11 protein-coding genes, 1 riboswitch and 1 other annotated feature are annotated in these 13,726 nt (G+C 37.4%); of the genes, 8 read left to right on the forward strand and 3 right to left on the reverse strand.

Annotated features, from left to right (window positions below; genetic code table 11):
* The first annotated feature begins 1 nt into the window (after position 1).
* The 5 genes from JTI58_RS11475 to JTI58_RS11495 are packed head-to-tail and all read left to right on the forward strand — an operon-like array spanning position 2 to position 5,122.
* Positions 2–1,060 carry a Gfo/Idh/MocA family protein gene (locus JTI58_RS11475; protein WP_205446719.1) on the forward strand — a complete coding sequence of 353 codons (1,059 nt, stop codon included), beginning with the start codon at positions 2–4 and terminating at the stop codon, positions 1,058–1,060.
* Between the two features lies 1 nt (position 1,061).
* Positions 1,062–1,943 (forward strand): sugar phosphate isomerase/epimerase family protein, encoded by an 882-nt coding sequence (locus JTI58_RS11480; RefSeq protein ID WP_205447221.1) that lies wholly within the window; start codon positions 1,062–1,064, stop codon positions 1,941–1,943.
* A 14-nt stretch (positions 1,944–1,957) separates the two neighbouring features.
* A complete protein-coding gene (locus JTI58_RS11485) occupies positions 1,958–3,109 on the forward strand; it encodes an ROK family transcriptional regulator (RefSeq protein WP_205446720.1) in 1,152 nt (383 codons plus the stop codon).
* An 18-nt stretch (positions 3,110–3,127) separates the two neighbouring features.
* Positions 3,128–4,129 (forward strand): asparaginase, encoded by a 1,002-nt coding sequence (locus JTI58_RS11490; protein WP_205446721.1) that lies wholly within the window; start codon positions 3,128–3,130, stop codon positions 4,127–4,129.
* A 12-nt stretch (positions 4,130–4,141) separates the two neighbouring features.
* Complete coding sequence (locus JTI58_RS11495) at positions 4,142–5,122, forward strand: N-acetylglucosamine kinase (protein ID WP_205446722.1); 981 nt, start codon at positions 4,142–4,144, stop codon at positions 5,120–5,122.
* A gap of 57 nt (positions 5,123–5,179) precedes the next feature.
* On the opposite strand, the gene JTI58_RS11500 is transcribed toward JTI58_RS11495, so the two are convergent.
* Positions 5,180–6,346, reverse strand: a complete 1,167-nt coding sequence (locus tag JTI58_RS11500) for an FtsW/RodA/SpoVE family cell cycle protein (protein WP_243456390.1) — start codon at positions 6,344–6,346, stop codon at positions 5,180–5,182.
* Between the two features lie 244 nt (positions 6,347–6,590).
* Between JTI58_RS11500 and JTI58_RS11505 the strand changes: the two genes are divergently transcribed.
* From JTI58_RS11505 to JTI58_RS11515, 3 genes are all read left to right on the forward strand, one after another.
* Positions 6,591–8,261 carry a methyl-accepting chemotaxis protein gene (locus tag JTI58_RS11505; RefSeq protein WP_205446724.1) on the forward strand — a complete coding sequence of 557 codons (1,671 nt, stop codon included), beginning with the start codon at positions 6,591–6,593 and terminating at the stop codon, positions 8,259–8,261.
* Positions 8,262–8,613: 352 nt separating this feature from the next.
* Complete coding sequence (locus JTI58_RS11510; protein WP_205446725.1) at positions 8,614–9,567, forward strand: L-threonine 3-dehydrogenase; 954 nt, start codon at positions 8,614–8,616, stop codon at positions 9,565–9,567.
* A 193-nt stretch (positions 9,568–9,760) separates the two neighbouring features.
* Positions 9,761–11,380: a long-chain fatty acid--CoA ligase gene (locus JTI58_RS11515; protein ID WP_205446726.1), complete on the forward strand. Its 1,620-nt coding sequence runs from the start codon at positions 9,761–9,763 to the stop codon at positions 11,378–11,380.
* Positions 11,381–11,424: 44 nt separating this feature from the next.
* Here the strand turns inward: JTI58_RS11515 and trpB are convergent, their stop codons facing one another.
* Positions 11,425–12,588 (reverse strand): tryptophan synthase subunit beta, encoded by a 1,164-nt coding sequence (gene trpB / locus JTI58_RS11520; protein ID WP_205446727.1) that lies wholly within the window; start codon positions 12,586–12,588, stop codon positions 11,425–11,427.
* Positions 12,589–12,647: 59 nt separating this feature from the next.
* Positions 12,648–12,847: a binding site (T-box leader), on the reverse strand.
* A 68-nt stretch (positions 12,848–12,915) separates the two neighbouring features.
* Positions 12,916–13,398, reverse strand: a complete 483-nt coding sequence (locus tag JTI58_RS11525) for a QueT transporter family protein (RefSeq protein WP_205446728.1) — start codon at positions 13,396–13,398, stop codon at positions 12,916–12,918.
* Positions 13,399–13,404: 6 nt separating this feature from the next.
* Positions 13,405–13,449: riboswitch (PreQ1 riboswitch) on the reverse strand.
* Positions 13,450–13,726 lie beyond the last annotated feature (277 nt).

Here is a 13,726-nt window from a genome sequence, read left to right on the forward strand (position 1 = left end):
CATGAACAAGTTAAAGGTTTGTGTAATTGGCACAGGTTCTATTTCAGATTATCACTTAGGTTCCTATAAGAATAATCCATTCGTTGAATTATATGGCGTGTATGATGCTTCCATTGAAAGAGGCAAAGCAAAAGCAGCACAATTTGGAGCAACGCATGTTTTTTCTTCGAAAGAAGAGTTATTCGCAGACAAAAATGTGGATGCTGTAAGTATTTGTACATGGAATAATACGCATGCAGAATTGGCGATTCTTGCTTTGGAAAATGACTTACATGTTCTAATAGAAAAGCCGCTATCCATGACTTATGCAGAGGCTTTAAATATCCAACAGATTGCAGAAAAACATCAGAAAGTATTTCAAGTGGGCTATGTAAGACGGTTTGCAACAAATACTAAAGTACTGAAAAGGTTCATCGACGATAACAAACTGGGCGATATTTATTATGCCAAAGCTTCCTGTCTAAGAAGATTAGGGAATCCAGGCGGCTGGTTTGCAGAAATCGATAAGTCTGGTGGCGGGCCTTTAATTGATCTAGGCGTACATGTGATTGATATTTGCTGGTATTTAATGGGTAGACCAAAGGTGAAGCGAATAACAGGTCATACCTACAATCAATTAGGAAATCGAAACCATATTGAAAATTTATCCTTTTACAAGGCTGCAGACTATGATGCTACTAAAAATACAGTAGAAGACTTAGCAAATGCCCTCATTACATTCGAGAATGGGGCATCGCTAATGGTAGACGTTTCCTATACACTACATGCCATTAAAGATGAAATAAGTATTAAGCTTTATGGCACGAACGGTGGAGCAGAGCTAGAGCCTGAATTAAAAATTGTAAGTGAAGAGCATGATACGATTTTAAATATTCATCCTCAAATTAACGATTTAACATTTGATTTTGCGACAGCCTTTCAAAATGAAATCAATTCATTTGTTGATTGTTGCCTCCATCATTATGATTCTGTTGCACCTGTAGAGGATGGGGTAGAAATTATGAAAATATTAGAAGGCATTTATATTTCTGCAACTGAAGGAAAGGAAGTTGTTTATTAAGATGGTGAAATTGGACAATAAAATTGGCGTGATAGTAGACAGCTTTCGATTGCCTATTCGTGAAGGTTTATTAAAAGCGAAAGAAGTTGGTGCACAAGGGGTACAGATGTATGCCGTTTCAGGAGAGTTGGACCCAGATAATTTAAATACTGCCCAAAGAGCAGAATTGAAGCAGTACATTTCAGAGTTAGGTCTAGAGATTTCCGCATTATGTGGGGATTTAGGTGGGCATGGCTTTCAAGACAAAACAGAAAATGCCTGGAAAATAAAAAAATCAAAAGAAATACTACAATTAGCCAAGGACCTGGGAACATCCATCGTTACAACCCATATTGGTATTATTCCTGAAGATGAAAATGATCCAATCTATCAAACAATGCTGGAAGCCTGCGAAGAATTAGGGCAATATGCTACATCATTAGATGCTTATTTTGCAATTGAAACAGGGCCAGAAACAAGTAAAACATTAAAAGGATTTCTAGATAAGCTTTCAACGAATGGTGTATCGGTTAATTTTGACCCTGCCAATATGGTGATGGTAACAAAAGATGATCCTGTAGCTGGAGTCAAACGATTAAAGAAGTATATTGTACATACACATGTAAAGGATGGTATTCAACTGCAGCCAACGAATCCTAAAGATGTGTACGGGTACTTAGGATACGATTCTGGAACATCTCATGATAAAATAGAAGAAATGGTGGAAAATGGAGAGTTTTTCAGAGAACTTCCATTAGGTCATGGAGATGTCAATTTCGAGCTTTACTTTTCAGCTTTACAAGAAATCGGATACAATGGCTATTTAACTATTGAACGAGAAGTGAGATCAAATCCCGAAAAAGACATCAAAGAAGCTTTACAATTCATAGAAAAGTTTAAATAGGGGTTGAATCTAATTTGAAAAAGCAAGATCAAGTACAAATGCGAAGACAAAATAAATATATTGTGCTTGACGCAATAAGGCAGATGGCGCCAATTTCAAGAATTCAATTATCAAAATATACAAAAATGAGCCCTACGACCATTACTCGTATTGTGCAAGAGCTAGAAGCAGAAGGCTTTATTCTTGAAGGGGTATCGGAAGAAACAGCCATTGGTAGACGTCCTACGTTAATCCATATGCGCGAAGATGCATTATATACGATTGGGATAGAAATTGACTGTTTTACTATTCGAATAGGTATACTAGATTTCTTGGGGAAGCTTATTGCCTTTCAGGAAGTCAAATGTAGTATCAAGCATCAATACGAAGAAGCCATACATCTACTAAAACGATCTATAGAAAATATCATGACAGAATATCAGATTGCTCAGGATAAATTACTAGGCATTGGGATAGGGATTCCAGGAGTAATCAATAACGAGGAAGGAATTATCGTTTCCTCTGAGCAATTGAAGTGGGAAAACTGCCATATAAGAGAAGATTTAAATGGTGTTTTTGGTTGTGAGGTCATCATAGATAATGAATTAAAAATGCAAATCATTGCTGAAATTGGTGATATCTATACGCCACTGTATTCAAATTGTATTTTAGTCGGAATTGGAACGGGAATAGGAGCATCCATATTATTAAATGGAGAAGTGTATCGTGGCATTCAAAATAAAGCTGGAGAAATAAGTCATATAACGATTAATCCCTTTGGTGAAATGTGTCACTGTGGTAAAAGAGGATGCTTATCGATGTATGTTTCTGAAGTTACGCTGTTAAAAAGAACACCTAAAAATCTTAATATTCAATCAATAGAAGAGATTTTGCAGTGTGTTGATCAAGGCGAGCAATGGGCGATCGATATTCAACAAGATGTAGCTACTTTTCTAGCTATTGCTATCAATAATCTAGTTTGTTTATACGAACCAGAGGCTGTCATCGTCAGTGGGGAAATTATTGAGCATAATGTGTCATTTCAAAAACTACTTAGTGAAAAGTGTAAACAGTATATATGGAAGGAATTACAACCCTACTTTGATTTGCAGTTTTCAAATCAATTAAAAGAAGGGGTTGTTAAAGGAGCGGCATTACAAGCACAAAAGCAGTTGCTGTCTGTTTAAAGAAAGGTTGGTTGATTCGTGGCTTACTCAGAATTTTTAAAGGAGTATCGTTCAGGATTAATGGAAAATGTGCATTATGGACAAATGAGTGCTGTGAATCTAACGAAGGAAGAATTCGTCTCTGTAGGTCAAGATTATGAGCCTGTGTATTTTCGTTCTGCAGCAAAACCATTTCAAGCCATTCCCATTTTTATGACTGATTTTATAGAAAAATACGGGATTACTTCAAATGAAAGTGCATTATTTCTGGCTTCACAAAGAGGCGAAATTTATCATCAAGAGGCATTAGTCTCTTTGCTGGAAAAACTCCCTATTAATGAAAATGATTTAATTTGTGCAGCATCCTATCCATTAAATGAGGAACCTAAAACACAATATATTCAACAGGGATATGAAAAGAGAAAACTATTTCATAATTGCGCAGGCAAGCATTTAGGATTCTTAACTGCTTGTCTAGCAAATGGCTATGATGTCAAGCAATATTGCCAGCCAGAACATCCATTGCAGCAGATGATAAAAAAATACATTGCTTATTTAAGTGAATATGATGTGGAGAGTATTCGTACAGGGATTGATGGCTGTGGTGCGCCTGTCTTTGCGATTCCGCTAAAAAATATGGCAATTGCTTATTTAAAGCTAGCACGACCAGAATTGATTGATGATCAACTGATTCGTGAAGCAGTAATAAAGCTTACAGCAGTAATGAATCAAGAGAATCATATCATTGCAGCGCAAAACTTTATTTGTACGGCATTATTAAAGGACCCTAATATTGTGGCGAAGGGCGGAGCACAGGGCGTATACTGTTTTGCTCTAAGAAATGAAGGGCTAAGTTTTGCCTTGAAAATTATGAATGGCTCAGAAAGTCCGTGGCCCAATGTAATTGCTTCTGTATTGGAACAAATTCAGTATACAAATCAAGAAACAATTGAGCGTATTAAAGCATTGTCTCCTTCATTTGTGCGTAATGACGCAGGGGTTGAGGTCGGGGAAATTGTTTCTACAATTAAAATTGTATAGAGGTGAAGGTACTTGTATGTTTTGGCAATAGACGGTGGTGGAACGAAAACAATTGCGACAATCTCAACTTGTCGTGGGCAAATTATGGCGCTAGCAGAAACGGGTAAAAGTAATCCCACATCTATGAGCTTCGAGCAATTTACAGAGACGATAACAGAATTAATAAATGATTTAAAAAGACAACAACCTCACGAATTTCAACACATTACAAAGTGCCATGCGGGACTGTCTGGTGTAACAGAAAATAATAATGAGAAAATTACCCATGCATTATTAACCTCGCTTTTACCGAAAGACTGTCAACTATCACTATCGAATGATGGGTTGAACGCCCTGTATGCGGGAACATTGGGTCAGCCTGGCATTGTACAGATTTCTGGTACGGGTGCGATTACACTCAGTATAGATTCATCTGAAAGAATTGAGCGTACAGCAGGGTGGGGTTATATTTTTGATGATGAGGGCAGTGGCTATGATATTGGCATTCGCACATTAAAAGCGGTATTTAAAGCATTTGATAAAAGAGGTCCTGAAACGCTCCTAACAGCAGCAGTATTAGACTATTTTCAGTTACAATCCGTTCCGCAGATAATTGAAGTGGTATATGGTGAAGGTCATCCGCGTGATACAATATCTCCTTTAAGTAAGGTAGCAATCGAATGCGCTAAACGTGGTGATGGAGAAGCTAATACAATTATTGATCAAGTGTGCCATGTTTTATATCAAAGTATAGACGCTTGTTACAAAAAAAATCCGTTTGCAGATAACCGTGTCAAAGTAGTGCTAGCTGGTGGCGTTTTTAATGAGTTGAGGCTATTTATTGAAAAATTAGTCGCTATTGATAAAAAGAATAGTAATCAGTATGACTTTATGGGTGCTTATAGTTTACCAGTGGGTGGTGCTGCTTTAGCGGCATTAAAATTACCTAGTAATGAAGCTAAGCTATTTATCGATCAATATAATACAAGTATGAAGGCGTTTTTAACGAATTAATCCCCCTTTAATCTAGCAAGTAGAGAATGGTATGTACCATCCTCTACTTGCATTTTGTTAGTCCCCTACTTTAAACATATATCCCTTGTAAGATTTATGTATGATCATGACGATTCCGATAAGCATAAAGTTGGATAATAACGAACTTCCCCCATAGCTTAAAAAGGGTAGGGTGACGCCTGTGACTGGTAAAAGCCCAATGGTCATGCCAATATTTTGAGTAATTTGGAAGGCTAGTAAGCTTGAAATACCTGCCCCCATTAAAGTCATAAAGGGATCTCGCGCTACTACCGTAATAAGAACAATACGATAGATAACAAAAAATAATAGAGTGATCACAAATGCTCCTCCGACAAAACCTAACTCTTCTGCAATAGTAGAGAATATAAAATCGGTATGTTTTTCTGGTACATAGACATTGTTATGTAGATAGCCCTTGCCCACAAACTCTCCTGATCCGATGGCCATAAAGCCTTGACGTACTTGAAAAGAAGAATCTGTATATTCATAAGGCTGAAGCCATCCATAAATTCTTGAAATCTGATGTCCTGATAGAGCACCTAAAACCTTCTCTGTAAAAAATTCATTAAAACTGACATAGAGCACGACAATCGTACTGATGATAACTAAAGGGACAGCTGTAAAAACGACAAGAAGCTTTCTATGAATACCTGAAAAGAAAATCATCGGTAAAATCATTGCCATATACAACATGACCATACCTGTATCGGGTTGCCTATAAACAAGAAGTGAAGGAGGAAGGACAATGAGCCCAATTTTTATAAGTAGCCAAAAATCCGCTAGATAAGAGGGGCGGACATTTTTCTCTTGATGAGCAATAATGACCTTACTCACAACTATTAAAAAAGCGAACTTTAAAAATTCCGATGGTTGGAGGGAACCTAAAAACGGGATTTGATACCATGATTTTGCTTGATTGATTGTCCGGGCAATGCTCTCTGGTGCAACAATAAGCCCAGCCGTTAAAGCAACGATTAGGAAGTAAAATGGCCATCCGATTCTCTTCAACTGTTCAATATCAAGTAAGGATATCCCAAACATGATGGTTAATCCAATGAGATAAAATAAAAATTGCTTGATAATAAAAGAGCTTGAATATTGTTCGAAATTTACACTACTTGAATGGACAAAAAGGCAACTAATACCACCGAGTAAAAGAAGACTTATTACTAAATTCCAGTCTAACTTCTTGAATTGCGTCAAATGTAACACCCCCATTCTCTATTATCAACGTTGGCAATGTATGGAAGGTTGCAGATGGTTATTCAAAAAGTAGTACGAATAAGAAACAATAGTATGAATAGATTTGCAAGTTAAATTACCTAAATAGAACTAAAGGGTGGGTATAAATTCTCAATATATCGATCAAAATTTACAAAAACATAACACTGGCTTTATATCTCTATACTATCATTATTGGTAAGAGTTGGAGGAGGAGCCAAGGATCATGCATTTTTTCCGTTTCGTTAAGGTGAAGGACAAGTTACTTGTACTCATGATTGTTTGTGTATTATCGAATGTATTGCTAGGTGTATTTAGTGTAGATTATTTAAGGAAAATGTCGTGGCATGCAAGTGAGAGTTACACACAGGGACTTGTCCCAATTGGATGGCTAAATGAGCTAGAAGAATCACAGCGTCGATTAGATTTTATAGTAGATTCGAAGGGTGACGAGAAAGAAATGGCAGCCATTTTACAAAACATGGCACAGCCTTTAGAGCATCTAGATAGCCAAGAAATTGATAAAAAGATGAGTCATCAAATTAAGAAGTATAAGTCATTGCTGAAGAAGCAGGAAGAAGCCATTGAGGACTTTAAGCAAATGAACCGTGGTGAGCTAGATCAGTTTTATTTGCAAACTTTTTTACCAATTAGTCAGGAAAGTCATACATTATTAGAGGATACGCAAAATTATTTAGTTCAAAGAGCAAAAGACCAACAGCAGGCTTATCAAAAAGATGTGCAATTTGGCTACTGGTTACTAGGCGGTGTATGCTTAGCGGTTGTCTTGCTTGTAATCCTTATCGGATTTATCGCAACGAAGGCAGTCAATGTGCCAACACGTCAACTAAAGTCATTATTAAAACGTGCAGAACAAGGTGATTTCACTGCCAACGCAAGTTACGTGGCTCATGATGAGCTTGGTGAAGTAGTCCTGTCCTACAATCAAATGGTAACTGAAGTGAAACGCCTACTCCATACTGTTACTGACAGTGCCTATGAAGTAGAAGAAATGACAGGGAAATTGCAGAAATCCTCTGAGCAATCATCAACAACGACATTAAAAATAGCAAAGGATGTACAATCTATTTCCGAGTCAACGACCGCTTCTTCTAATAAATTAGCTTCGAATACGGCTTCCTTAGAGGAAGTTTTAAATGATGTACAGGTTATTTTAGAAAAGATTCAGGTTGTAGAAAGTTTTGCACAAAAAACAGCCAGAGATGCAGAAAGTGGAACAGAAATTGTACAAGCTAATTTAACGCAAATGCAAGCGATTAAGCAGGCGGTTGAAAGATCTAATACAGCAATTTTTAATCTAGTTGAGCGTGCAGCATCGATTGACCAAATGATTGAAGTAATAGAAAGAATAACAGCACAAACTAATTTACTAGCGTTAAACGCATCTATTGAAGCTGCAAGAGCAGGAGAGCATGGGAAAGGTTTTGCAGTAGTGGCTAATGAGGTACGTAAGCTTGCAGAGCAAACCGTTCAATCAACACAAACGATTACATCCATTGTACAGAACATCCATTTAGATTCGAGCTATGCGGTACAAATGATGGAAGGCGTTTTAGTGGCGACTGAAAAAGGTGTTGCTGTCACAGGACAAACGGCATCAAGTTTTGATCAAATCTTAGAAAAAGTACATACTATAAAGCCGTATATTATGGAAGTATCTGCTACGGTTCAAGAGATTGCCAATCATACAAAGACGGTAAGTGAGGATGCGGTTATGTTGACAGCTTTATCTGATACGAATGCCGTGTCTACTAAGCATGTAGCTGCATTAACAGCTGATCAATTAACAGCTCAGCAACAGTTCCATAATTATATTAAAGAATTGCGCAAAGTATCAAAAGTTTTGCAAATAGCTGTCAAACGTTTTTCGATATAATTTAATATTAAAGAATAATATTTAAAAAGGGTCTTCTTTGCAAAAAATAGCAAAGAAGATTCTTTTTTTTGCATGATTACAAAACTAGTTTATGAAAGTGTAAATGATGTGTATTTTTGAGATGTACAATTGTGTTTTATATATTTTTGTAGCACAATATTTTTTATGTCCTCATATACTGTGAATAAGGGATTGTATGTTCCTTGTAAGGAATATTATTAATATAATTGTTGTATTTTCAAAACGAACACATTATAATGAATTTCATTGAAAGTGTTATTAAATCAATGTTTATCAATATATTTTTGTACTTTCTGAAAGTACAATTGTTCACATGTGGAGGTTTTGGGAAATGAAAAAGATTATTGTTACTGGAGCACTTGGTCAAATTGGTTCTGAGCTTGTAGAAAAACTTCGTGGTATTTATGGAGAGGACAATATACTTGCTACAGACATTAGAAAGCTTGAACATACTAAGGGCCCATTTGAAATATTGGACGTGACAGATGGACAAAGAATGCACGATTTAGCAAAAGACTTCGGTGCAGATACAATGATGCATTTAGCAGCATTATTATCAGCAACAGCAGAAAGAAATCCATTGTTAGCGTGGAATTTAAATATGGGCGGTTTAATGAATGCATTGGAAGTTTCACGCGAGCTAAATATGCAATTTTTCACGCCAAGCTCAATTGGTGCGTTTGGTCCGTCTACACCTAAGGAAGATACACCACAGGATACTTTGCAACGACCAACAACCATGTATGGTGTAAATAAAGTAGCGGGTGAGTTATTATGCGATTATTATTTCAATCGTTTTGGTGTTGATACACGTGGAGTACGCTTCCCAGGATTAATTTCTTATGTAACACCTCCAGGTGGTGGTACAACAGATTATGCAGTAGAAATTTTCTATGAAGCCATCGAACAAGGCAATTATACATCGTATATTCAAGAAGGAACGTTCATGGATATGATGTACATACCAGATGCTCTACAAGCTATCGTAGATTTAATGGAAGCGGACGGTAGTAAGCTCGTTCATCGCAATGCTTTTAATATTACTGCTATGAGCTTTGAACCTTCGCAAATCGCGGCTGAAATCAAGAAACACTTACCAAATTTCACAATGAGCTATCAGGTAGATCCAGTTCGTCAAGCCATTGCAGATAGCTGGCCAAACTCTTTAAATATTGAAGCGGCTCAAAAAGAGTGGGACTTCAAAGCAGAGTATGATTTAGCTAAAATGACGGTAGATATGTTAGAGAAATTGAAAATTAAACTGCATAAAAAAGCAATTTCATAATAGATAAGCAACGGGTGAAGAACTAGACTTCATCCGTTTTTTATATGTATATAAAAGAAAATTATTGGAATATATAGATTAAATTATGGAATTAAAATATAATAATATTCGGAATATTAATAGTATTCAGTTAAATTGATGCTGTGACGATTTCACAAGGGGAAAATTCACAAATGAAGGGATGATGGGTTTTATGATGCAAGCACCATTAGTTTTAACTAGTTTTTTCAAACGAGCAGAGAGCTATTTTGCAAGAAAATCAATTATTTCACGGACAAGCCCACACAAAATACACCGTTTAACATATGGACAGTGGGCAAAAAGAACGCGTCGTTTAGCAGATGCTCTTACGAGGCTTGGGATGACAAGAGGAACGAAAGTTGGCTCCTTTGCGTGGAACCAGCATCGACATTTAGAAGCCTACTTTGCTGTACCTTGCTCAGGGGCAATCTTACACATGGTAAATATTCGTTTATCAGAAGAGCATTTGATCTATATTATTAATCATGCAGAAGATGAGATTTTAATGGTCGATGTAGATTTATTACCGATCATTGAAAATATTGCGCCAAAACTAAAGACAGTGAAACACTATATTGTTATGACGGATGATACAGCTTTGCCAAAGACCACAATACAAAATGTTTTATCTTATGAGGAGTTATTAGCTACTGCTGATGAAGAATTTCAATTTCCAGAGGATATTGATGAAGAAGCACCTGCTGGTATGTGCTATACAAGTGCCACGACAGGGAATCCAAAAGGAGTTGTCTATTCACATCGGGGGTTAGTATTACACAGCAACATGCTGAGTATGTCTGATTCTATGGGGATTGCAGAAAGAGATGTCGTGATGCCAATTGTGCCAATGTTTCATGCAAATGCATGGGGGTTACCTTTTGCTAGTGTCAATGTGGGTGCTACACAAGTTCTACCAGGTCCGCAATTTACATCAGCGTTAATAATGGATTTAATCGAACAAGAAAAGGTTACATTAACCGCTGGTGTACCAACAATTTGGATAGGCGCATTACAGGAGCAGGAAAAGAAAGAGCGAGATATTAGTTCTTTAAGAGCGATATGTTGTGGTGGCTCGGCTTCACCAACCCGACTCATTCGGACATTTGAGGAAAAATACGGAATTCCTTATATTGTTGTGTACGGCATGACAGAAACTACTCCAATCGTGGCACTTTCCAACTATATGTCATGGATGGATGATTGGCCGATTGAAAAACGTATTGAAGCTCGAGCGATGCAAGGGATGACGATGGCAGGTATCGAATCTAGTATCATTAATGAGAAGGGTGAAGTACCTTGGGATGGCGAAACAATGGGGGAATTGCGTTTAAGAGGTCCATGGATTTCTAACGAATACTATCGGGATGAACGAACAGCAGATGCCTATCGAGATGGCTGGTTATATACTGGTGATATTGCAGTACGAACAGAGGATGGCTTTATTAAAATTACGGACCGTACGAAGGATCTTATTAAATCAGGTGGCGAATGGATTTCCTCTGTTGATTTGGAAAATGCACTGATGACACATGATGCAGTTTTAGAAGCGGCTGTCATTGCCATGCCTCATGCTAAATGGCAGGAGCGTCCATTAGCTTGTGTGGTATTGAAAGAGGGACAATCAGTAACTGAACATGAGCTTCTTGCCTTTTTAGAAAATCAATTTGCCAAATGGTGGGTACCAGATGCAGTCGTATTTTTAGAGGAAATTCCAAAGACATCTGTTGGAAAATTTCTGAAAGCAAAGCTGCGAGATAATGTAGCAGATTTTTATCCTAGATCATTGGTATAGTTAAAAGAGCGATTTCCCTAAACGGAAGTCGCTCTTTTATTGAGTTATTTAGTTAACATGTGGAAAACTTGTTCAACGTCTTTATCACCACGACCAGAGATATTAATAATAATGCTTTCCTCAGGTGATAAAGTTGGTGCTAATTTTAGAGCATGTGCGACTGCATGTGAGCTTTCAAGAGCAGGAATAATACCTTCAACCTTGGAAAGTACTTGGAATGCTTCTAAAACTTCTTCATTGGTCACGGTCACATACTCAGCACGACCAATTGTTTTCAAATGGCTATGCTCAGGTCCAGCACCGGGATAATCTAAACCAGCTGCTATTGAATAGGTTGGGAGCGGATTACCGTCTGCGTCCTGCAGCACTAAGCATTTGAAGCCGTGTAGCTCACCTGGTGTTCCTTCGTTTAAGGTAGCAGCTTGATCCGGCTCTATTCCAATAAGGCGAACATCTTCGTCTGCAATATAGTCAGCAAATGCCCCAATGGCATTACTACCACCGCCGACACAGGCAAGAACCGCTGTTGGAAGCTTTCCTTCTTTCTCTAAAATCTGTTCACGACTTTCGCGGCTAATCACTGATTGAAAATGTTTAACCATTGTAGGGAAGGGATGTGGACCAACTGCTGAACCTAATAAATAGAACGTAGTTTCATAGTTTTCTACTAAGTCAGCAAATGCTTCATCAACTGCATCCTTTAGGCGACCCTGCCCTTTATCAACCGCTACGACTTTCGCGCCAAGAAGCTCCATGCGAAATACGTTCAATGCCTGACGCTTTGTATCCTCCAAGCCCATATAAATCGTGCAATCCATTCCAAACATGGCACAAGCTGTAGCTGTTGCTACACCATGTTGACCTGCACCTGTTTCGGCAATCACGCGGTTTGCTCCCATACGTTTGGCTAGTAAGATCTGTCCTAGTACATTATTGATTTTATGTGAGCCTGTATGGTTAAGGTCTTCACGTTTTAAATAAATTTTTGCACCACCCAATTGCTTTGTTAAATTTTCTGCAAAATAAAGAGGGGATTTACGACCAACATATTCACGGAAATAGTAATCTAATTCTTGCTTAAAGTCATCATCCTCTTTATACTTTTGAAAATTCTCATCTAGTATATTTAAAACATTTTGAAGCTCCTTTGGAACAAAGCTTCCACCAAATTCACCGAAATATCCCTTTTTCTCTACTATTGTACTCATCTTTACTCGACTCCTCTATGCTAATTTTTCCATAAAAAAAAGCCACTCCAATCCCTCATAAAAAGGACGAGTAACCGTGGTGCCACCTTTATTCGCAATTTTTGCGCGCTTTCCTGCTCCGGTAACGGGGAGCAAATCGGCCTTACATTTGATAAGGCTGCTCTGAAGTCCATTCACAAGTCTGTACTACTGGTTCACACCACCCACCAGCTCTCTTGAAGTAACAATGCTTGCTACTACTCTTCTTCCTTGCATTTATTAGAAAGAATTGTAGAATATTTTCAGAATAGTGTCAAGAAAAAAGACGAATCTAAAAAGACCCGTCAGTTAAATCAAATTATTAAAGTGAAGGCGTTTGTTTAATACATACATAATCGGCGCACCAACAGCTAATACAACAAATTCACCCGCCGCTACTGTTAGCCAAGTCCAAAAGAATGGCAGCTCTAAGGCTAAGTTCAGCTCAAAGGCAATGATAAACATGGTGCATGTAAATAGCAATGTATTAATAATTAAACGTGCCCATATATTTTTGACAAATTTACAGATTAAAATAAACAGGCCAAGTGTAATCATTGAATGACCTACACCAAACACTAAATCGTAAATGCCAAGTGGTGAAAAGAGATTAGAGATCAATACACCAATAATAATCCCTACGGCAAAGCGTGGATTAAATGCTACTAAATGGTTAAACATCTCGGATACTCGGAACTGTACCTCCGTAAAACCAAATGGTGCAACAAGCATGGTCACAGCTATATAGAGAGCCGCAATGATACCACTTGCTGCTAAAAATTTTATTTTCATATTCATTTCTCCTTAGTTTTTTTTCGTGGGATGGTTACGAACCACGGTGCTTTCACACAAGTAAATATTTTATTATACATATCTAGTAGAAGTCAAATGTCAGACTTTGTCTATAATGTCCTATCGTCGCAAAATTGTCATAAATATTTTTTACTATGTTGAAAAAAGAAATAGAATAACTAAAACAGCGTAGTTTAGCGGTTTAAAGCGCCAAATTGAATGAAAAACTAAAATATTTTGTCACTTTTAAAAGTCAGAACATTCATAATGTTGTTGACTGAGCTCGATAATAACGATAATATAGCGATACATTCACACTTTGTTTGGA

This window comes from Lysinibacillus fusiformis (assembly GCF_016925635.1).
Classification (GTDB): domain Bacteria; phylum Bacillota; class Bacilli; order Bacillales_A; family Planococcaceae; genus Lysinibacillus; species Lysinibacillus fusiformis_F.

Bases quoted from the DNA above. Each gene is read 5' to 3' on its own strand.
- trpB (WP_205446727.1), bottom strand. From the start codon at position 12,588: ATGAGTACAATAGTAGAGAAAAAGGGATATTTCGGTGAATTTGGTGGA.
- JTI58_RS11515 (WP_205446726.1), top strand. From the start codon at position 9,761: ATGATGCAAGCACCATTAGTTTTAACTAGTTTTTTCAAACGAGCAGAG.
- JTI58_RS11510 (WP_205446725.1), top strand. From the start codon at position 8,614: ATGAAAAAGATTATTGTTACTGGAGCACTTGGTCAAATTGGTTCTGAG.
- JTI58_RS11480 (WP_205447221.1), top strand. From the start codon at position 1,062: ATGGTGAAATTGGACAATAAAATTGGCGTGATAGTAGACAGCTTTCGA.
- JTI58_RS11505 (WP_205446724.1), top strand. From the start codon at position 6,591: ATGCATTTTTTCCGTTTCGTTAAGGTGAAGGACAAGTTACTTGTACTC.
- JTI58_RS11475 (WP_205446719.1), top strand. From the start codon at position 2: ATGAACAAGTTAAAGGTTTGTGTAATTGGCACAGGTTCTATTTCAGAT.
- JTI58_RS11525 (WP_205446728.1), bottom strand. From the start codon at position 13,398: ATGAAAATAAAATTTTTAGCAGCAAGTGGTATCATTGCGGCTCTCTAT.